15 protein-coding genes are annotated in these 21,183 nt (G+C 35.8%); 1 reads left to right on the forward strand and 14 read right to left on the reverse strand.

Annotated features, from left to right (window positions below):
- Positions 1 to 348: 348 nt before the first annotated feature.
- From AC4BC5_RS04060 to AC4BC5_RS04120, 13 genes are all read right to left on the reverse strand, one after another.
- Positions 349 to 1,305 carry a DHH family phosphoesterase gene (locus AC4BC5_RS04060; RefSeq protein ID WP_490496898.1) on the reverse strand — a complete coding sequence of 319 codons (957 nt, stop codon included), beginning with the start codon at positions 1,303 to 1,305 and terminating at the stop codon, positions 349 to 351.
- A 15-nt stretch (positions 1,306 to 1,320) separates the two neighbouring features.
- Positions 1,321 to 2,652, reverse strand: coding sequence for a DRTGG domain-containing protein (locus AC4BC5_RS04065; protein ID WP_490496899.1), 1,332 nt, complete (start codon positions 2,650 to 2,652; stop codon positions 1,321 to 1,323).
- A 258-nt stretch (positions 2,653 to 2,910) separates the two neighbouring features.
- The gene (nagB, locus tag AC4BC5_RS04070; RefSeq protein WP_490496900.1) at positions 2,911 to 3,612 is read right to left on the reverse strand and encodes a glucosamine-6-phosphate deaminase; all 702 of its coding nucleotides are present in this window, start codon (positions 3,610 to 3,612) and stop codon (positions 2,911 to 2,913) included.
- Positions 3,613 to 3,699: 87 nt separating this feature from the next.
- On the reverse strand, positions 3,700 to 4,845 hold the full coding sequence (locus tag AC4BC5_RS04075; RefSeq protein WP_490496901.1) for a mannitol-1-phosphate 5-dehydrogenase: 1,146 nt from the start codon (positions 4,843 to 4,845) through the stop codon (positions 3,700 to 3,702).
- Position 4,846: 1 nt separating this feature from the next.
- A complete protein-coding gene (locus AC4BC5_RS04080; protein ID WP_490496902.1) occupies positions 4,847 to 5,287 on the reverse strand; it encodes a PTS mannitol transporter subunit IIA in 441 nt (146 codons plus the stop codon).
- Complete coding sequence (locus tag AC4BC5_RS04085) at positions 5,287 to 7,353, reverse strand: BglG family transcription antiterminator (RefSeq protein WP_490496903.1); 2,067 nt, start codon at positions 7,351 to 7,353, stop codon at positions 5,287 to 5,289. Before AC4BC5_RS04085 ends, AC4BC5_RS04080 begins: the two co-directional genes overlap by 1 nt.
- 102 nt (positions 7,354 to 7,455) lie before the next feature.
- Positions 7,456 to 8,871 carry a PTS mannitol transporter subunit IIBC gene (locus AC4BC5_RS04090; protein WP_490496904.1) on the reverse strand — a complete coding sequence of 472 codons (1,416 nt, stop codon included), beginning with the start codon at positions 8,869 to 8,871 and terminating at the stop codon, positions 7,456 to 7,458.
- 205 nt (positions 8,872 to 9,076) lie between these two features.
- Positions 9,077 to 10,756: a ribonuclease J gene (locus AC4BC5_RS04095; protein ID WP_490496905.1), complete on the reverse strand. Its 1,680-nt coding sequence runs from the start codon at positions 10,754 to 10,756 to the stop codon at positions 9,077 to 9,079.
- A 357-nt stretch (positions 10,757 to 11,113) separates the two neighbouring features.
- A complete protein-coding gene (locus AC4BC5_RS04100; RefSeq protein WP_490496906.1) occupies positions 11,114 to 12,343 on the reverse strand; it encodes a dicarboxylate/amino acid:cation symporter in 1,230 nt (409 codons plus the stop codon).
- A 173-nt stretch (positions 12,344 to 12,516) separates the two neighbouring features.
- Positions 12,517 to 13,743 carry an MFS transporter gene (locus AC4BC5_RS04105; protein ID WP_490496907.1) on the reverse strand — a complete coding sequence of 409 codons (1,227 nt, stop codon included), beginning with the start codon at positions 13,741 to 13,743 and terminating at the stop codon, positions 12,517 to 12,519.
- Between the two features lie 130 nt (positions 13,744 to 13,873).
- Positions 13,874 to 15,238, reverse strand: a complete 1,365-nt coding sequence (gene allB, locus AC4BC5_RS04110; RefSeq protein WP_490496908.1) for an allantoinase AllB — start codon at positions 15,236 to 15,238, stop codon at positions 13,874 to 13,876.
- Positions 15,239 to 15,264: 26 nt separating this feature from the next.
- On the reverse strand, positions 15,265 to 16,725 hold the full coding sequence (gene allW / locus AC4BC5_RS04115) for an allantoin permease (protein WP_490496909.1): 1,461 nt from the start codon (positions 16,723 to 16,725) through the stop codon (positions 15,265 to 15,267).
- Positions 16,726 to 16,988: 263 nt separating this feature from the next.
- On the reverse strand, positions 16,989 to 18,203 hold the full coding sequence (locus tag AC4BC5_RS04120) for a pyridoxal-phosphate-dependent aminotransferase family protein (RefSeq protein WP_490496910.1): 1,215 nt from the start codon (positions 18,201 to 18,203) through the stop codon (positions 16,989 to 16,991).
- Between the two features lie 139 nt (positions 18,204 to 18,342).
- On the opposite strand from AC4BC5_RS04120, the gene AC4BC5_RS04125 reads away from it, so the two are divergent.
- A complete protein-coding gene (locus tag AC4BC5_RS04125) occupies positions 18,343 to 19,980 on the forward strand; it encodes a PucR family transcriptional regulator (protein WP_490496911.1) in 1,638 nt (545 codons plus the stop codon).
- Positions 19,981 to 20,115: 135 nt separating this feature from the next.
- On the opposite strand, the gene allD is transcribed toward AC4BC5_RS04125, so the two are convergent.
- Positions 20,116 to 21,183 (reverse strand): ureidoglycolate dehydrogenase, encoded by a 1,068-nt coding sequence (gene allD, locus AC4BC5_RS04130; protein WP_490496912.1) that lies wholly within the window; start codon positions 21,181 to 21,183, stop codon positions 20,116 to 20,118.

The following is a 21,183-nucleotide window of genomic DNA, read 5'->3' on the forward strand; positions in this document are numbered from 1 at the left end:
GTTTGCGGCCAACAAACAAAAAAAGCATGGAAAACTCCTAAAAAGTGTAAAAAACACCCTTTGTGGAATTTTCCATGCCTAGTCTATCCTAGTCACATGAAAACAAGTATGTTAACAATTACCAATTGTATAGACCTATTTTTAACTTGTCAAGTTTATTTTTTCTACCTATGCTAGTTTCTAATAAAATAAAAAAATCCGATGCTTTCCCTTTTGATTGACAATTAGAAAACGTCATCAATTTTATAATATTAACAAGCAAAAGAAGTTTTATTTTCTTGTTGTGAATCTGTTCAAGTTAGTTTTTTTCAATCTAATTTAAGAGCTTCATCATACGCTCTCATTTTTTTAATTATTTTTTACAAACTCACGACACAAACGTTTGATTTCTTCATAAATTTCTTGCGCTTCTTCCAAACTATACGCATTGGCTCCACTGGCTAAAGGATGTCCGCCACCATGATGCTGCTTGGCTAACTCATTAATCACAGGTCCTTTTGAGCGCAAGCGTACCCGATAATAGCCTTGCGGTTGCTCTACAAAAATCCCCCAAGCTAAAACATCCTCAATGACACCCGGTAAAGGGACAATACCAGCTGTTTCAGCATCTGTCACAGAAAATTCTTCCATTAGCTCTTTCGTAAAAATAATGCGACCAGCGCCATAGTCATCAATTTCCAAATTTTGATAAACGTAACCAGAAAGTCTGGCAACGTTTCGTGAAACTTGTTCAAGTTGACGATTTAATTTTGCAGCATCAAAACCATATTCTAACAACTTTGAAGCAATTGCTAATGTACGTGCAGAAGTTGCTGGATATAAGAATCTTCCAGTATCGCCAACAATTCCACCATATAGTAAACGCGCAGCCTCTTCATTCATTATCAACTCTTCAGGGAATAACTGCCAAAAATCAGCAATCATTTCACTACAACTGCTCGCTTTGGTATTGACCCAAACCAAGTCACCGTATGGTTCATCATTCGGATGGTGATCAATTTTGATTAACTTATCACCTAAGTCATATCGAGAATCGCTAATTCGAGGCGCATTCGCTGTGTCTGTCACAATAACTAGCGCTCCTTGATAGATTTCTTCAGGAATTTCTTGCATCACAGCTAAATATTCTAAGCCCTCTACTGGTCCACCCACTTGATAAATCTCTTTTTCAGGAAAACTTTGGCGTAAAATTTCGGCTAATCCTACCTGTGATCCTAACGCATCAGGGTCTGGACGTTGATGACGATGAATAACAATTGTGTCATAACGTTTAATTTCATTTAAAATTTCAGTTTGTACATTCATTATAACTATCCTTTCTTACGGACGTTCCATTACTTGACAAACAACAATTGCTTTACCAACTAATGAGTTTTCAATAAAGATTTCCATATCTAACTTTGCTGAACGTCGCCCTAACTCTAGAATTTTTGGTTGCAAGATGATTTCACTTTCCAGTTGAATTAAACGGAAGTAATGTAAATTAACTTGTTCAATCCAAGTGTTTCGTCTTTGATTAGCAATCATCGTACGTTTTGTCGCATTAGCAATCACTTCATTCAACGCACCAAATGATATTGTACCTAATTCATCCACCATTTGTGGAGAAACAGTAAAACTGAAATGTGGTTGATCTAATTTATGGCCCTCAAAATCTTGTTCAATGATACGTACTTGATCGGTAATTTGATCAGAAATAGTATCAGAAACTTGTGGTTGACGTTGCACTAATTGCATCGCTTTCATCACATCTTGTCGAGTAACAATTCCGATTAAAGATAAATCATCCGCTACTACCGGCATCACTTCTAATCCATCCCAAATCATTTGATGGCTAACAGATGCTACGCTCATTTCTTTTTTTACCATTCGCGGATCTCTTGTCATTACACGCTCAATTAATTGTGTGCTTGATTTTTCAAAAACATCTTTCGCTGTCACTATGCCAACCACACGCATGTTACGATTCACTACAGGATAGCGAGAATGATGCGTTTCTTCGGATAATCGTTTGTACTCTTTTACCGTGTCTGTAATCGTTAAATATTTTGTCTTCTCTAGCGGCATATAAATATCACTGACCAATAAAATATCTTTTTTGATTAATTGGTCACTTAAGGCACGATTAATCATTGTCGCTACTGTAAACGTATCATAGGTTGTCCGTAAAATTGGTAGCTCTAGTTCATCTGCTAGTTGCTGAATTTCAGTGGTTGTATCAAACCCTCCAGTAATTAAAACAGCTGCTCCTTGTCTAAGTGCCAGTTCTTGCACATTTTCACGGTTTCCGACAATCATCAACGAGCCTGGCGTGATATAACGTTCCATAGCATTCTCTTTCATCGCACCAATGACAAAACGATTTAAGTCCTTATCTAAGCCAGATGATCCCCCTAAGACATCCCCTTCAATAATCCGAACCACTTCACTGAAAGTTAATTTTTCAATATGTTTTTTTAATTTCCGTTCAATTCGAATTGTTCCAACACGCTGAATGGTTGAAACCAATCCAATATTTTCGGCATCTTTGATTGCACGATACGCCGTTCCTTCGCTGACTTCTAATTCTTTAGCAATTCCTCGAACAGAAATCCTTTCGCCAACAGGTAAACTTTCAATATGTGCTAAAATCAAATCATGTTTTGTTGCCATTTTTTACACCTCAATTTTTTGTTATTTCAGTCTTTGTTTAGATTAAAATAGTTCAATTAATATGAATAACAATTTCTCCACTGTGTCTTATCTGTAGTTTTTATCTTTTATTTAGCCTAGTATTTTTTTATATAAAAGTTAATACAGTATAACACTTATATTGTAACAGATAATAACAGATAAAATAAACAAAGAACTTTATAAAACAACAGAAAAAAACCTTAAACAAGTTATTGTCTAAGGTTTTTTGAACGTATTCTATAATTTACTTGCTGCTGCTTCGTCAATAATGACTACAACGTCATTATGACCTTGTAAAACACTTGCAGGAAGATCTGTGGTTACGTCTCCGTCAATCATGCCTTTCACCGCATCAGCTTTTACTTCACCAAATGCCATCAAAATGATTTTTTTACTCTTCATAATTGAACCAATTCCCATTGATAAAGCATGTGTTGGAACATCTTCAATTTTATCAAAGTAACGTTTGTTTGCATTAATTGTTGATTCTGTTAATTCCACAACTTGAGTAGTTGCATCAAATGGTGTACCAGGTTCATTAAAACCAATATGGCCATTTTGACCAATTCCTAATACTTGAATATCAATTGGATGTGTTTCAATGATTCCATCGTAACGTTTACACTCAGCTTCTAAATCTTCTGCTTTGCCATTTGGTACAAAAGTTTCTTTAAATGGTTTTTCATTAAATAGGTGTTTGTTCATAAAATAGCGGTAACTTTGATCGTCATCACCACTTAAACCAACATACTCGTCTAAGTTAATAGATACTTTATCCGAAAAATCTAAATCACTTGCAATCATATGACTGTACATTGTTTCTGGTGTGCTGCCTGTCGCTAATCCGAAAACTTCTGCGCCGTTTTTGATACCTTCTTTAATAATTTCAAACGCTTGTTTTCCGCCTTCGTCCGCATTTTTTACACGAATAACCTTCATGAAAAACTCTCCCTTACAATTTGTTTTTGGTATATGCCAATTCTAACACCCTTTAATTGCAAAAGCAAGAATCCTTCAATTAAAAATCTATTTATTTTTAGTGTACACCACTTCAATTTCATCAATTAATGAGTCATCTTCCAACTTCGTTACTGTTTGAATAACTTCTCGTAAAGGTTGTTCTGCTAACAGTTGAGCTAATTTTTCGCTTTCTTGATCTGCTGCATCACGATAACTTAAAATCATCGCTACTACTTCTAATAAGTGTTTGTAAGAAAGGCCACGCTCTTTGGCTTCACGAATCGGACGAATAAATCGTTCATCAAAACCTAGTTTACGAATTGGTGTTCGAGCTACTCGTGTGATATCGTCTGAAATGTATGGATTTTCAAAGCGATGGATGATTTTCTCTGTATATTTTTCATGCGCTTCCCGGTCAAATCCCCATTTAGCAATCAATAAATCGCCTGTTTCTTGTAAGACATTTTTTAATTGTGTCAATACACGTTCATCTGCTATTGCTTCACCAATTGTTTGATAGCCGTAAAAACTACCAGTATAAGCGGTTGTTGCATGTCCAGTATTAACAGAAAACAGTTTTCGTTCAATATATGGTTCTAAATCTTCTACATACAATACATTTTCTAATTTAAGTTCTTGATTTTTACGCTGTGTCGCATCAACAACCCACTCGCTGAAAGGTTCAACTGATACAAATAATGGATCTTCATGGTGTTGAATTGGTACAATTCGGTCAACCGCTGCATTAGGAAATCCTACAAATTCTTCGACATAAGCTAAATCTTCTTCAGCTAAGAATTCTTTTACTTTTGAGAACAAGAATTGACTGCCGCCAATCATATTTTCACAAGCAATGACATCAACAGGAGTTGTTGTTGCTGCTTGACGGCGTTTTTGAATACCTTTTGCAATTAATTCAGCAATAAACGGTAAGACATTTGGTCCAATCGCTGTTGTCACAATATCAGCTTCTGCAATAGCCTCTACGACCGCTTCAGGTTCTGTCTGATTATTTAAACCATTAACATTTGTTACAGCTATTCGTTCTTTGTCTTCGCTTGCTAATTCGATTTCATAGGCATTTCTAGCTTTTAACGCATCAATAATCGTAGCGTTAATATCAACAAAATCAATTGAAAAACCATTATTAAACAAAATTTCTCCGATAAAGCCTCGACCAATATTTCCTGCACCAAAGTGAACTGCTTTCATCCTATTCAACCTCCTCAAGTAAAGAAATAATTTCTTCCACAGACGATGCACTCACTAACTTCACGACATTATCTACATCAGAACAGAAAATCGCAATTTTTTGTAAGATATCTAAGTGCTCATTGTCTACTCCAGCAATTCCAAAAACAACCATCGCTAATTGTTCTTCATCAGGATTGGTACTAAAATCAATTCCTTGAGGGACTTGAATAATTGAAATGCCACTTTTTTTCACGAATTTTTTTGCTTCGTCCGTACCATGTGGAATGGCAATAAAGTTCCCCATATATGTTGAAACCAAATTATTGCGATCAATCATCGCATCCACATAGGCCTCGTCTACACAGCCAGCGTCTACCAATAAACGACCACTTTCACGAATCGCTTCTTCTTTTGTAGTAAATTCTTTGTTTAATAAAATCATGTCTTTTTTTAATTCCATTATTTTTCCTCCTCTACCTCTCTTATTTCATTTACAAAGAGAGAACTAATTAATTCATAAATAATTTCTTTGGTTTCATGTTGATAGATATCCATGTTCAAATCACTCTCAATGATTGATGCACTAATTAAGCCCAATAGCTTTTCTTCAGCAGCAGTCATTGATTCTGGAGCCAACATTAACAACACCCGTGTCAATGCCATTGGTTTTCTGTCCATACCTAAAATAGGAATCGGTGAACTTAAATCAAAAATACTAAAGTATGGTCCCTTCACGTAGGTATTGGCACTATGAAATAAAGCTAAGTTGGTTTCTGGTATGCCAATCGGTGCTGTCCGATGTCGATTTAAAACTAATTCACTGACCTTTTGAGCATCCTCAACAATAACACCTTCTAAATCATCAATAATTTGTTGAATTGTTGTGTCCAACGTTTTATTTGTTTGTATCGATTTCACATCAAACTGTGTAAGTAAATCATTCCCTACTCTCATTATTTCATAAACATGATCAAATGATCCTTCAGATTCTTTGGAAACAATGGTTGGTTCAGCACTTTTTGATTCAAAATGTTTTTCATGAATTTCTTGTTTGATTTTTTGGATTTCATCATCAAGTAGTAATGGTGATATCAATTTATACGGTAATGTAAAGTCCGGCAAGAAAATAGTCGATAGAATCAAATCATATTCTTTATAATCCACATGACTCATCTGCGAAATTTTAATCACTTGAATATGGTCGATCTCAGGAATATACTTTCGCAAACGACTTTCTAAAATCTTCGCTGTACCAATACCACTTGAACACAGAACTAAAGTTGAAATAGCTTTTTTCACTGGATTACGTTCTAATGATGCTGCAAAATGAATAACAATATATGCCAGTTCATCATTCGAAAACTGTTCTTTAGGAAACTGTTTGGCAAGTGCCAGTTGGATAGCACGTGTTAAATCATCATATTGAATCATAACTTTATCTAGAAGTGGATTGTTTGCTAACTGCACAAGATTATCCATCCTTTTAAAAGCTGCTGATAAATGAGTCAAAAGATCATAATACAAGATATCATCTGCTCGAAAATCATTATGGGTCAATTCTGAAACAAAACGAATCACTTCACGAATCTGATATGATAATTCCACATCGAAGCTTTCTAAAAAGATGTTTTGTGGTTTCTTGTAGTTGACACCTTCTAATTGTCGGGCAAAGAAAATCGTTTCTTCTGTCGGCATCACTAAACCATGTTCTTCGACATTTCCCATAATCTGTTCAGCTAATGCATAGATTTCAGATGAAATTTGACTATCCTCAATCGGTGGCATTAATAAATGGTTCGATTTTACTCGATCAATAGATAATGCCAAAATCGTAACAATTTGTTGGACTTGATTGTCTGTTACTTCTAAAAATAATTTGTTTCGTTCATCTAATATAACTGTTTTCGCAATGTAGAAAGATTGTGGACTAATTAAATTCAAGAAGAGATTCGATGTTACTTGTTCCGTTGTCATCGCGGTCAATAAGGAAAGGTAGTGAAAAAATTCATACTCACTGACACCACTATAAATGGTATTTCCTAAAATTTGTCGTCGTTCATACTCACCACCAACAATGATAATCCCTCTTGCTTTGCGCCGTTCAAGAACCAATGAATATTCAGTTAGACTTTCTTCGACTACTTGTAAATCAGCATGTATTGTACTTTGACTTACTTCAAAATCAATCGCTAGTCCTTCAATCGTTCGTTCCTCATCTGCCAAAAGTAAATTAGACACTAAGGCACTCTGACGATGAACATTATCAAGAGGAATCCTTTCATCTTCTTGTATCAACTGTTTAATCTCAGTTAATTTCTCAGCCTCTCCAACTAATCGATAGCCTTTACCACGCGGTTTCACAACTTGAACTTCCATCGGTTTTAAGCTTTTTTCAATACTGGATATTTCACGATACAAGGTTCGCTTACTAATTTGTAATATATCTAATAATTCTTGTGGGGTAATTCCTTCTGTACATTCAATTAATAGTTTTAAAATTTGTTTTTCCCGATTCGAGAAATACAAGTTATCCACCTCCTCTAAAAAAATGACGAAAAGCAGCGGATTCCCCCCTGCTTTTCGCCGCATGTTTAATTAAGTAGCAAGCAAGCAGCTAGCTATGATATTTTACTGTTCTTTCATTCGATTGACAACTTCTTCATAACGTGGACTATTCATAAAGTTTTCAACTGTTACAAAGTCAGAAGATGGTGCTTTTTGTTTCGCACGTTCGTGTAATTCGACCTGAGTCACAATTAAAGTATTTGGTTCATCTTTTAGGTTGTTAATCGCTGAGTTAGTTACTGGAATATCAACCCCAGCTTTCTTAATCATATTACGTAAGACAGACGCTCCCATTGCACTTGAGCCCATCCCTGCATCACAAGCAAAGATAATCTTATCAATTTTCTTATCTGCTGTTTCGGCAACTGTTTCTTCCACAACAGCTGCTTGACCTTTGCTTTCAGCTTTCGCAGTTGCTACAGCTTCTTGTGTCGCTTCAAATTCATCCTCTGTTGAACGATCTGATTTCAAGATAATCATTGAAATCAAGAATGATACCACAGTTGCGACAACCACACCGGCAATTACTGGTAGATGTCCGCCTTTAGGTGCCATACCTAAAATCGCAATAATCGATCCTGGTGAAGCAGCTGCTTGTAATCCGGCATTTAACAATTGGAAAATAAATGTTCCTGAAATACCACCACTGATAACCGCTAAGAATAAAATTGGTTTCATCATTACATATGGGAAGTAAATTTCATGAATCCCACCTAAAAATTGAATGACTACCGCACCTGGTGCCGAAGATTTTGCTGAACCTTTACCAAACAACGTATACGCTAATAATACTCCTAAACCTGGTCCAGGGTTCGCTTCTAGTAAGAATAGAATTGATTTTCCTGTTTCAAGCGATTGCTCTGTTCCTAACGGTGTTAGAATACCATGATTAATTGCATTGTTTAAGAATAAAATTTTTGCTGGTTCAATAAAGATATTGGCTAACGGTAACAGATTTGCGTTAACAATGGCTTCTACACCATTCCCCATCATTTCTGTCAACGCAGTAACTACCGGTCCAATCCCATAAAAACCTAAAATAGCTAAGGCAAATCCGATTAATCCTGCTGAAAAGTTATTGACTAACATTTCAAATCCGGCACGAATTTTATCTGAGAATAAATCATCAAATTTCTTAATACACCAACCACCGATTGGCCCCATAATCATTGCTCCAATAAACATTGGAACTTCTGATCCGACAATCACTCCCATTGTGGCAATTGCCCCTACAACTGCTCCACGTTGACCATGAACCATGCTTCCGCCTGTATAACCGATTAATAATGGCAATAAATATTTGATCATTGGGTCAACCATTGTTGCTAATTGTTCATTTGGCAACCAACCTGTTCCAATAAATAATGCTGTAATAACACCCCACGCAATAAAGGCGCCAATGTTCGGCATAACCATACCACTTAAATAACTTCCGAAACGTTGAACTTTGGCTTTCAATCCTTTTTTCTCTGCCGCCATGTCATTTCTCTCCTCTCAATAAATAAAGTGTTTTTCTTTACAGACTTAGTGTAATTTATTTTGGTAGGGTTTTCAATCCTTTCTATATAGATTTTTGGCACACTACTTTGTGCCAAATCTGCATGTGAAAAATAACACTATGTCGCAAAAAAATATTCTATTTAAAAAATACGCTTATAACTGGAATCAGCTATAAGCATACCTTCTATCTTCTTCTATTTCGTTGACTAGCTTCCATAATAACTGGTAAAATCACCGGGCGACGTTTTGTTTGTTCAAATAAATAACGACTTAATTGGTCACGAATATCTTGTTTTAACTTACTCCATTCAAAATCGTCTTCATGGAGATGTTTGTCAACAATTTGCTCGACCATCTCGCCACCTTCACGAATCAAGTCACGACTTGCTTTCACATAAACAAACCCTCTAGAAGTAATCTGTGGTTTTGAAACAATTCGTTTTTCACGACGGTTAATTGTTACGACCGCAACAAAAATACCATCTTCTGATAAGACTTTACGATCTTTTAAGACAATATTCCCAATATCGCCTACACCAATCCCATCAACCATGACATTTTCTGCTGGAACTGAACCAGCTTTTGTTAATTCACCTTTATCATATTCTAAAATATCACCGCGTGCCGTAATAAAGATACGATTTAATGGCATACCAACTTCTTGAGCTAACTCTGCATGAGCAGCTAGCAAGCGATATTCGCCTTGTACTGGAATGAAATAGTTTGGTTTCAATAGATTCAACATTAATTGCAAATCATTGGGGCTTGCATGTCCAGATACTCGCAAATTATCCGAGATATTTTTCACCGTAGCACCTGCTCGATAAATAATATCTTCTGTTTTTGCCACAAATGTCTCCATCGCAATCGTTGGCGTAGTGGTAATATAAACCAAATCGCCTTCTTTAATGCGTAATGTACGGTGAGCGCCACTTGCCATTCGTTGTAAAGCTTTAATTGGTTCACCCATACGACCTGTTTCTAAAATAACTAGTTGGTCATCAGCGTAATTTTTCATTTCTTTTTGGGTAATTAAAATCGTTTCATCAGGAATTTCTAATTTACCTAATTTCATTGCCGTACGAATAATTTTTCCAAAGTCTTGTCCAGTCAGCACTACTTTACGTCCGGAACGATAAGCAGCATCTAGCACTTGTTGTACTCGTTGCAAATTACTAGCAACACAAGCAACAATGATTCGACCTTCCCAATAGCGAATAGTATCGTAAACTTCATCGGCAATTTGAGCTTCCGAAACTACAGTTGCAGGATTTTCAGCATTGCTTGATGTACTTAATAATGCCAAAACACCCTCTTTACCAATCTCGGCTAAGCGCGCAAAATCTGTTTGATACATTGGCACAGCGGCTTGATCAAATTTGAAGTCTCCTGTATAAACAATGTTGCCAGCTGGTGTTTTCAAACTAATACCAACTGAATCCGGAATTGAATGTGTCGTTGAAAAAAAGCTAACAGTTGCAGAACCAAAGTCAATTTCAGAATGCACATCTATTACATGGAACTCTTTAAATTTCTTTGTTGGTTCATAGCGTTGCACTGTTAACTTTGCTAATTCAATTGTTAATTTGGTCCCAAATACGGGCGCTTGAATTTTTTCTAAAAAATACGGCAAAGCGCCAATTGCGTCTGCATGCCCATGCGTTAAAAACACTCCCGCCACACGCTCAGCATTGTCTTCTAAATACGTGAAATCAGGAATAACCGTATCAATTCCTAATAGTTCATTTTCTGGATAGCGTAGACCACAGTCTAACACAAATATATCCTCTCCCACTTCAGCAATGTACAAGTTTTTACCATTTTCTCGGACACCACTAAGGGGAATAATTTTGATTTTACTCAAAATTTTCACCTCTCAATTATTTATATTTACTACTTCTTATAAGTATGTATATTTATTTTTAAATAAGAAACACGTTCATTATTATCCTATTCATTATACAACACATTTTACAAAAATCGCAGTGTTATATCTTCTACCTACACGAAAAGATTCTCTTACAGTATAACATAACTTCATTCTCAAAAAGAAGATTCCGTTGATTCTATCATTGTTTTATCAAAAAACAGGACTATGACATAAATTGATTGACAGTAAAATATCCGAACAAGAGAAGATTGCTCCTTGATTTGGCGCAACCATTCTATTTTGTTCGGATATTTCCGTCTTGTTTTTTTAGGTCACAGTCTCGTCACCTTATTATTCAATTACTTTTTTGCCCTTAAAAACGTCGTAGTCAATTTCATTGACTGATTTAGCAACAACAATTGCTGAATAGACATCGGAATTCACATTTAAAATTGTTCGCAGCATCCCGACAAACCACTCGACACCTGCAAAAATCGCAATGCTTTCAATTGGCAGCCCCATTTGTGGCACAATAATTGCCAATGAAACAAGACCTGCTCCAGGAACAACTGCATTAGCCAATGAAATAATCGTAGCAGCCACAGCCACATAAATCATTTGTGGTAAATTAAAGTCCATTTGATACATTTGGGAAATAGTCATAACAGTAATTGCCATATGCATCGCTGAACCATTGCTATTTAATGACATCCCTAAAGGTAAAACTAAATTAGTAATTCGATCGCTTACCCCTAATTTATTTTGCGTTTCATCCATCGCTGTTGGTAACGTAATTGCTGATGACGTTGTTGCCAAAGCCATGACTGACATTTTTTTCATATTTTTGATTAAACGAAGCGGATTGACACCTACATACAAGGTAATAAAAGTAATCCACAACCCTAAAAATAGGAAGGTTGCTAACGCGTACACACCTAAGTAAGAAAGTAATGAACCGATAATCGTTACCCCTAAATTACTAATCGTTGAGGCGATTAATGCAAAAATTCCTAATGGAGCAATAATCATAACATAGCGAATAATCATCAAAATTACTTCATTAAAATCAATGATGATTTGAGCAAGCCCTGACTCTGGATGTTTACTCATAAATTTATTCAATGCAACACCAAAAAATAGCGCAAAAACAATAATTTGTACAATCGTGCCATTCGACAACGAATCAAAGATATTGGTTGGAATAAAACCTAAAAATGTCTCTGAAAACGAAATTTCTTTTGCTTCAACAGATGCCTCTTGCAAACCTGAAAGATTCGTTCCTTTCCCTGCTTGAAAAAGGACGGCCATTAAAATTCCCCATGTTGCTGCTAATAAGGAAGACGTGCCAAAAACAAAAATTGTTCGTCCACCCAAACTGGTTAACTCTTTGGCTTCAATACTTGCGACTGCTTGAATAATTTGCCCTAAAATTAACACTGGGATAGCCATTTGCATTAAACGTAAAAACAAATCGCCCACAATTTTTAAATGTTGTGCCACGTCCGAGAATAATGCACCTACTAAAATCCCTAACACGACCGCAATTACAATTTGCGTAGTCATCGATACCTTCTTTTTCATATGTTCTCCTTTTATTTTATTTGTCACTTCTAACCTACACCCTCAATTAAATAAAAATGACATGTTTATTTTATATGTAGTATAGCTTATTTTTTAACTTAAAGAGAAAAACCATGCCTATGAAAAAAACGAAGCTCTGACATAAGCCAAAGCCTCGTAAGTTACTTTATGTTTTATTCTTGGACTTTTTTTGACATGCTACGATTAATTAAATAAAATACGAGCGTTCCAATAATAATAATCCCTATAGCTAAGTAAAAACCATACACTTTAGACCCGGTTTTATCTGAGATAAAACCAGTCACAGTTGGAACAAGCACTGATGCCGACATACCAAAAAAATTAAAAATGCCATAAGTTGTGGCAATATTTTTTCTCGGTGCAAACTGACTTAACCATGAAATAATAATCGGTTCCACTGCTAATTTCCCAATAAAGCCATAAGCAATAAAACCGACGACAACGAAAATAGGATTCGTTACACTTAACGTAATAAATAAAATCAACGCTGCTAACAGTTCTAAAGAAATAATCAACCGAATTTTATTTTGTGGCATCTCATCTGCTAAGCGACTAAAAAGTAATGCCCCTGGAATTGCGACAAAAAAGACTAATGAAGAAATCGCCCCAACCGTATTACCTGGAATATTTCGTTCCGTTTCTAAAAAGTTTGGTAACCAAGTATCAATTAAATAATACGTATATAAAGTAGAGAAATACAGAATATAAGCGGCAACCATCTGTGGTTTAAAAAAATCCTGAATTTTTGTTTTTTGAACCACTTTAACTGTTGTTTTGTCCTTGTTGTTCGATTGTTCAGGTCGAATAAATTTAAAAAATACAACCAACATTACAAATGTGAGCACAATCGGCAAATAAAACATCGTTTGCCAAGAAATGATTCGACCACCTACTAACAAGTTAGAAGAAATCAAACCAATCCCACATCCTAAAGCTGTCCCACTATTTACAATAGCTGTGGCCATGCTTCGTTTTTTTCTAGGAACAAACTCAGTTGTTAATGAATAAGCTACACCATAATAAGTCCCACTACCAAGTCCCGCTAGAATACTCCCTACATAAACCATTGGCAACGTATTGGCTGATGAAACAAGCCATGCCCCTATACCAAATAAAATAAATCCTGGAATCAAAATATTTTTTCGCCCTAGTTTGTCTACTAAAATCCCTGATGGAATTTGCATTGTTGCGTACCCTAAGAAAAAGGAACTTGATATTTTACCAATTTGGGCATCTGATGCTCCATCAAAAAACTCTTTGACAATCGGATAGATTGGTGGGAATGTATCCCGATATATCCAAATCACAACCCAGCCTGCTGTTAAAATAAAAATAATTTGTTTCCAATAAACTGCTTGTCCTTTTTTTTGCTCGTTCATTCTCAAGTTCTCCTTTGCATCATCCAATCAAATAAAAGGAATCAGTTATCTATTATAATACATTCCTTATTTAATAAAAAATAGCTTGCCACACTTTCTAAAGAAAGTGTAGCAAGTGCTATTTTATTCATTATTTTTTGATAAACGCCCCTGAGAAATCGCTAACCACACCAGTTTCTTGGCTATAAACAACTTCACCACGAAGAATCGTTTGAGCAACTTGTGCATTGATTTCACGTCCAATATAAGGACTGATTTTATTTCTATACTCTAAGTCTTCTGCTTTTAATGTATAAGATGAGTTGGGACGAATCAATACTAAATCTGCATCTTTTCCTACACTAATACGACCTTTTTGATCTAATCCAAACCGGTCAGCCGGATTTTTGGCAATGATAGCCGCAAATTGCGTTAATGACATGCCCCGTTTTTGAACACCTTCATCAAACAACACATCGACATTATTTTGTACGCCAGAAATTCCACCCCAAGCATCAAAAGCATTTTCTTTGTCTTTTAAATCTGGTGTACACGGTGAATGGTCGGAAGTTACAAAAGCAATTTCATCATTTAATAATTTTTCCCACAAACCATCTTGTGCTGCTTTATCACGAATTGGAGGTGAACATTTTACAACCGGACCAATAGCGTCTAACTCATCTGTTTCAAAGTATAGATAGTGCGTGCACGTTTCACACGTAACGTCTACTCCTTCATTACGAGCTTTCGTCACTTCAGCAACACCTTCTGGACAAGCAACATGACAAATATGAATCCGGCATCCAGTTTCTTTAGCTAATAAAATAGCTCGACGGATAGGTTCTACTTCAGTGAAAACTGGACGAGTTGCTACATACGCTTTTAGTGTTGTTTCCCCATTTTTATAAGCAATTTCGCCTAAGCGATCAGTGATTGCAGCATTCTCAGCATGAATCGCTAGTACTTTACCAGTCTTAGCAATTTGTTTCATCCCTTCATACAATGAATAATCATCCACATTCATAAAATCTTCTGAAATTGCACGGTCACCACAAGTCGCCATAAAGCATTTATATGCAGCAACACCACCTTCGTCTAATTCTTGAATCCCTCCATCTAAATTAAATGGCACTAAACCACCAAATGACGCAACATCGGCTTTTAATTTATTTTTTCCAGCAGCATATTTCACTTGTAATGATTCACCGTCAAAAGTTGCTGGAATTTGGTTCAATGGCATCTCCATAAAAGAGGTTACGCCCCCTTTAGCACAAGCAGCTGTCCCTGTAATATACCCTTCCCATTGATCGCGATAGCCTCCACCTGGATCTGTGATATGCACGTGTGCATCTAACATCCCTGGGCTAACAATTAAACCTGCGGCATCTATTTCTTTTTCGCCAGATAAATGATTACCAATTGCCACAATTAAACCATCCTTGATGGCAACATCTGTTTGTACTTCACCGCCTTCTAAAATAACTAAACCATTTTTCACTACTAAATCATAACTCATTATTTTTATCCTCCTATTTTTATCTTCTATTTTTTAGAAGAAATTTTTTGTAAAAATAAATAAATAACAAATGCTGAACCAAAACCTACTAACCAAGAAATATCCGAAATAATACTTAGTGAACGAATGACCTGCCCACTTAATGATAAAATTAATGCTACAATAGTTGCAATGTACGCTTGGCGATTAATACCGCGATAACTACTATTGGTATTATCTTTTGTTTTATCCATATACAACTCATCTAAATCAATCGTTTGCTTTCGCTCGAAATAATAACTAGCAATCATTACCCCAGCTACAGGCCCTAAAACAGCCCCAATCGTGTTTAAGAAAATAAAAATGCTGTCGGAATTCTCCATCAATTTCCAGGGCATAATTAGAAAACTAATAATCCCTGCAATTAATACCCCTTTTTGATAATTAATATATTTCGGAAATAGCGCAGATAATTGATATGCAGCTGGAATAATATTTCCAGTTGCATTTGTTGATACAGTAGTTAAGAGAAACACTGTCATCGTAATAATAATCGCTGGGGTATTATCCCATCGCTCAATAATACTCAATACATTCCATTCTTGAATTCCATAATGAATGGAACCACCGATTAAAATAATTACGCTAAAAATGGCAAAAATAATATACCCTACTACTAAACTAGCTGTTTGCCCAACTACTTGATCTTTTGTTGATTTAGCATTTTGTGTAAAGTCTGAAACACTTGCACCTGGTGCAGCCCAAACAGCAAGCACAGAATTAATAATCATTAGATAACCAAATATAGGATTCACATGCCGAGTCGCACCAACTGTATCATAGGATAGAATAGCGCTAAAGCCTCCACCTGCACGAAAAGCCCAAATGGCCATTGCACCAAAAACAATATAAATCAATGGACTTAAGATTGCTGTAAAACGGTTAAGAATATTGCCACCACCAAAACCAATGAGTACATTAATTGCCCAAAAAATAGTAAATGCAATCAATCCTGGAATCCCAATACCTAGAATCGTTGTATCTCCACCAATTGTTAGAAAACCAGGCCAAATTTTTCCAATTAAAATTAGAAGTGCTAAAGAACCTGTAAAGTTTTGTAAACCAAACCAAGCAATAGCTGCCACGCATCCTCTTAAAAACCCAGGCAGTTTAGCACCTAAATCACCATAAGTTGACCGTAGATGCAGCGCGAAAGGAATTCCATATTTTGATCCTGCTTGCCCATTAATAACCATGAATGCGGCAACTACTAAAGAACTTAATACTAATGCTAGCATAACGTTTACTGGCGATAATCCTAGAAAGAGAAATCCTCCAACTGCGGCATAGTTTGGAATGTTATGAACAGATCCCATCCATAGAGTAAAATAATTCAGTGCACTCATATTTCGTTTTTCATTACTCTTTGGCAATAAATCTTCATTGTATCCTCTACTTCTAAATTTTTGCAGTTCTTGCTCTGAAACGTGATAATCTTTAGCCTCCAAATCTTTTCCTCCTTTTATTTAGATAGAGCTAACGCATGTAACAAAACCATTGTTATCTCTTGTTTCATCTATTTTTATTGTAAACGCTATACTCAAGATAATCATTATCCAATTAAAACAAAACAAATATTTTCATTAGCTATTTTAAACAAAAGTTGGGTCTTAAAAAGGTTGTGACCGCTTGTCAAAGCAAGTCACAACCTTTTCTTAATCCGCTCTTAAATTCAGTGTTTTAATTTGTTAATTCGAGAACACCTCTTCAATTAATTGTTTTCATAAATTGCTAGTGCTGCTTTTACTGCTTCACCATGATTAATTGGAGCACCATAATAAGTCAAAGCACCTTCTAAGGCAGTTAATACATGTAAGACATTCTCATGTCGACTGCTGTATCCCATGTTCCCAATACGCCATAATTTCCCTTTTAAATCACCAAATGAAGAGGCAATCTCCACGCCAAATTGATTTAATAATAGTTCACGCACTTGCTCCCCATCACCAACACCATCTGGAATCATAACAGGAGTAACCGTTGGCATTTTTGTTGCTAAGTCTCCATAAAAACCAAGTCCCATCGCTTTGATTCCAGCGACAATTGCTTGATCATTTAATGCATGACGAGCATAAACGTTTTCTAACCCCTCATTAATGATTGAACGTAAGCCTTCGTGTAACGCATAAATCATACTTGTTGCTTCTGTATGATGATTAATGCGTTCTGAACTCCAGTAGCGTTGCAACTGACTTAAATCTAGATAGTTACTAGAAATATGATTTTCGTTACGATCATCTTTACTCAAACCCAATTCTTTTTGGTAGCGAGCATTCAAAACTGCTTCAACACGGTCATTGTAAGTCACTAATGACATTCCAGCTGGTACACTTAAACATTTTTGTGTTCCACCAACCGCAATATCCACACACCAATCATCAACTTGTAGCGGAACACCACCATATGTAGCAACCATATCAACTACAAAGAACATGTCATTTTCACGGCAATGTTGACCAATTTTATCAATAGATTGCATTTGACCATTGGCTGTTTCACCGTGAACCATCGCCACAATTTTTGGTTGGAAGTCATCAATTGCATCAATTACAATCTGTTGATCAAATGTCGATGTCCAGTCTTTTTCTAGATATTTAATTTCGGCTTGCGCTCGTTCAGCAATTTCACCTAATAAATAAGCAAAACGGCCATATGCCGGAATCAAAACTTTATCCCCTGGCTCAATCAGCGCTATCATTGCGGCTTCTAAACCAGAACGAGATGTCCCATCTATAGCAAAAGCTTCTTGATTTTTGGTACCAAAAGGTAATTTGATCATTTCTTTGACATTGTCCATAATTGTCAAAAATGCTGGATCAAACTGTCCCAAAATTCGAGAACTCATTGCTTTTAGAGCAACAGGATTTGCCTCAACGGGTCCAGGTGTCATAATGGTTCTGTGTGGTATTACTAATTCTGAAAACATACTATCTCATCCTTTTCTTTTTTTGAAAAATAGAGTTATCACTTTGGCACAAATTACGGCTAATTTTAGCTATTTTATACAAAAATAATTTGAGTCTACTCTCCTTTTTTTATATAATAGCAAAAAAGGAGATGTTTTTGTGAAAACCTTAATCGATTTGCTAACGATTCCTCGCTTTACAAATTTAACATTACTTACCTCTGCAGTAGACGCAGCCTGCGAAATAGAGAGTGTCGAGATTACTGAAACGCCAGATATTGCACACTATATTCCTGAAAAAACGTTTATTTTAACAACAGCGATGACTTATAAAGATAATCAACAGGGGCTTCTGACGCTTATTGATTCATTAAAAGAAAAACAGGCTGCTGGATTAGGAATTAAAATAGGACGTTTTATCGAAGCAATTGATCCTGCTGTGATTGCATACGCCAACCAAAAAAAATTGCCACTTGTCCAAATTCCTAGTACCATTCCCTTAGGTAGTTTGTTACATCAACTGCTCAATTTCTTACACTATACCAAAACAGAGCAACTCAGTTACGCATTAGATATCCAAAAACAATTTTCAAATATGCTAATAAATGACGTGAGTTATGAGCGTTTCATTGATAATTTTGGGGAACTTATCAATACACCAGTTATCTTGTTAAGTCCCTACAAAAAGATACTCGCTTGCTCAAAAAATTTTACAAAAACAAACACCTCTCCAGATTACTACATTGAACAATTGTCACAAGAAAATATTGTATTCACTCAAAAGAAAGCAACTTCATTATTGATTGAAGATTCCAAAAATAAAAAGTTGCAAGTAGCGTATTATCCTGTTGAGATAAATAGCTATTTCCCTCATTATCTAGTGATTTTTAATCCTGAACAGATTCCTTACCCCGTCTCTGATTTTGCCATTGACCAAGCAACGCTGGTTTTGTCATTCATGCTGTATAAAAATCAAAAAATTCAAGAATCCTTAGAGCATTTAAAAACTGATTTTTTAACGCGGATGATTGAATACCAACAATCTTCATCTGCTAAAGAACGTGACTGGCTAGATCTAGGAACTAACTATGGCTTAGTCAAAGCACGACATTATCGCATTGTGCATATCGCTTGTCATAGCAATGATTCAAAGAAAATTCGTTATCAAGAAGAAGAGAGTCAGCTGGCTTTCCAATGGTTACAAGAAAAACTGAACTTTCGGATTAAAGACATGAGTCTCTTTAAAATCAAAAATACCAATCATTTTGCCTTACTGATTCAACACAAGTTAGATAATATTGAAATGATTTTACTAGAAATTGCCAATGAATTAAAAACAATTACAGGTATTCAACTTGTCTTTGGTATCGGAAATATTTATGATACGATTCAACAAGTCGCAAAGTCATTTATTGAAGCACAACATGCGTATAATGAAATGCTACTCACTGCAATTGATTTTAAAAAACCACTGACTCATTATCAACCACGTGGTATGCGAAATTTATTTGAAAAAATTAACGTGACCGATATTCATTATTTTTGCGAAAGTATCCTGAAAGAATTGGCCTATCCTTCAGAAGGCTCGCTTATCGAATTACGGAAAACACTCAAATGTTATTTAGATGCTCAATGTGAAATTGCGCAAACAGCTAAAGCATTATTTGTCCATCGAAATACGATTAAATATCGGATTGAACGATGTTCACAACTTCTTGGAAAAGACGTTCACGACTCAGTAACTAGTTTAGACATTCGGCTGGCATTAGAATTATCTGAAGAGACACAAGATCAGTGAGCAAGAGACTGTGACATAAATTGATTGACAGTAAAATATCCGAATAATAGAAAATTGCTCCTTGATTTGGTGTAACTCTTGCTATTTTATTCGGATATTTTCGTCTTATTTTTCCTTATGTCACAGACCTCTTTTTTATTCTTTTTCAGCAAATGCATTTGCCCCACCGTATTGATTAAAATGAACGGTATCACTTGTCAAATAATTATAAACGGTTGTTGCAATCGGAATCCCATTTTCCATGTAATTTTCGAAATTCAACTGATTAATTTCACCTGGATAATAAACTTGCTTAAAACCTTCCGCTGCAGGAACAGCATGTAAGTCACTGACCATCGTTTCAATATTTTCTTTAAATTGTTCTAAATCAGTGAAACGCTTTGGATCAATTAAAATAAAGATTTGTCCTAAATCACGTCCTTTGGTTAAGTCGTTATACATTGATGACACATTTTTACCAAATGGTAACCCTAATAACATTCCCGATAAAATATCCACCATCATCATTAAGCCAAAGCCTTTAGGGCCAGCAATTGGTAATAATCCATGCACGTCGTGAGGATTTGTTGTTGGCTTTCCTTCACTGTCAACTGCCCAGGTATCTGGAATATCTTTATTTTTAGAACGAGCATCTAAAATTTTGCCCCATGCTTGTACCGTAGTGGCCATATCAAAAACGACCGGGTCACTCGCTTTTCTTGGTGCTGCAAAAGCAATTGGATTGGTACCAAAATAATTTTCTTTCCCACCAAATGGTACAACCATTGGATCAGATTGACACATTGAAATAGCAATTAAATCTTGTTGTGCTGCTTTTTTCACATAATAAGATAATGCTCCGCTATGACTTGTCCGACGCACACCAACAACTGCCACACCTGATTCTTTCGCTACAGCTATTGCATATTCTAAACTTTTTAAGGCTACAAATTGTCCAACACCGTTTTCTCCGTGAACAATCCCCGTACTTGGTCCGGTTTTTTCAAAGGTAATCTCTGGATCAAGATTGACACCACCTTTGGCAATTCGTTCAGCGTAATAATCTACACGAACAGCGCCATGTGAGTGAATTCCATTCGCATCTGCAAACACTAGATGGTTGGCAGCTTCATTGGCATGTTCTGATTTTAAACCCGCTTTTTCTAATTTTGTTTGAATTAATTGATGTAATTCATTTGGTTGTACAATAACTGTCTCTTCCAT

The sequence above is a fragment of the Enterococcus sp. AMC2644 genome (assembly GCF_058216475.1).

What these genes read in the sequence shown, in the direction of transcription:
- AC4BC5_RS04060 (WP_490496898.1), bottom strand. Translation starts at nt 1,305, where the DNA reads ATGAATGTACAAACTGAAATTTTAAATGAAATTAAACGTTATGACACA.
- AC4BC5_RS04065 (WP_490496899.1), bottom strand. Translation starts at nt 2,652, where the DNA reads ATGGCAACAAAACATGATTTGATTTTAGCACATATTGAAAGTTTACCT.
- nagB (WP_490496900.1), bottom strand. Translation starts at nt 3,612, where the DNA reads ATGAAGGTTATTCGTGTAAAAAATGCGGACGAAGGCGGAAAACAAGCG.
- AC4BC5_RS04075 (WP_490496901.1), bottom strand. Translation starts at nt 4,845, where the DNA reads ATGAAAGCAGTTCACTTTGGTGCAGGAAATATTGGTCGAGGCTTTATC.
- AC4BC5_RS04080 (WP_490496902.1), bottom strand. Translation starts at nt 5,287, where the DNA reads ATGGAATTAAAAAAAGACATGATTTTATTAAACAAAGAATTTACTACA.
- AC4BC5_RS04090 (WP_490496904.1), bottom strand. Translation starts at nt 8,871, where the DNA reads ATGGCGGCAGAGAAAAAAGGATTGAAAGCCAAAGTTCAACGTTTCGGA.
- AC4BC5_RS04100 (WP_490496906.1), bottom strand. Translation starts at nt 12,343, where the DNA reads ATGAAAAAGAAGGTATCGATGACTACGCAAATTGTAATTGCGGTCGTG.
- AC4BC5_RS04105 (WP_490496907.1), bottom strand. Translation starts at nt 13,743, where the DNA reads ATGAACGAGCAAAAAAAAGGACAAGCAGTTTATTGGAAACAAATTATT.
- allB (WP_490496908.1), bottom strand. Translation starts at nt 15,238, where the DNA reads ATGAGTTATGATTTAGTAGTGAAAAATGGTTTAGTTATTTTAGAAGGC.
- AC4BC5_RS04120 (WP_490496910.1), bottom strand. Translation starts at nt 18,203, where the DNA reads ATGTTTTCAGAATTAGTAATACCACACAGAACCATTATGACACCTGGA.
- allD (WP_490496912.1), bottom strand. Translation starts at nt 21,183, where the DNA reads ATGGAAGAGACAGTTATTGTACAACCAAATGAATTACATCAATTAATT.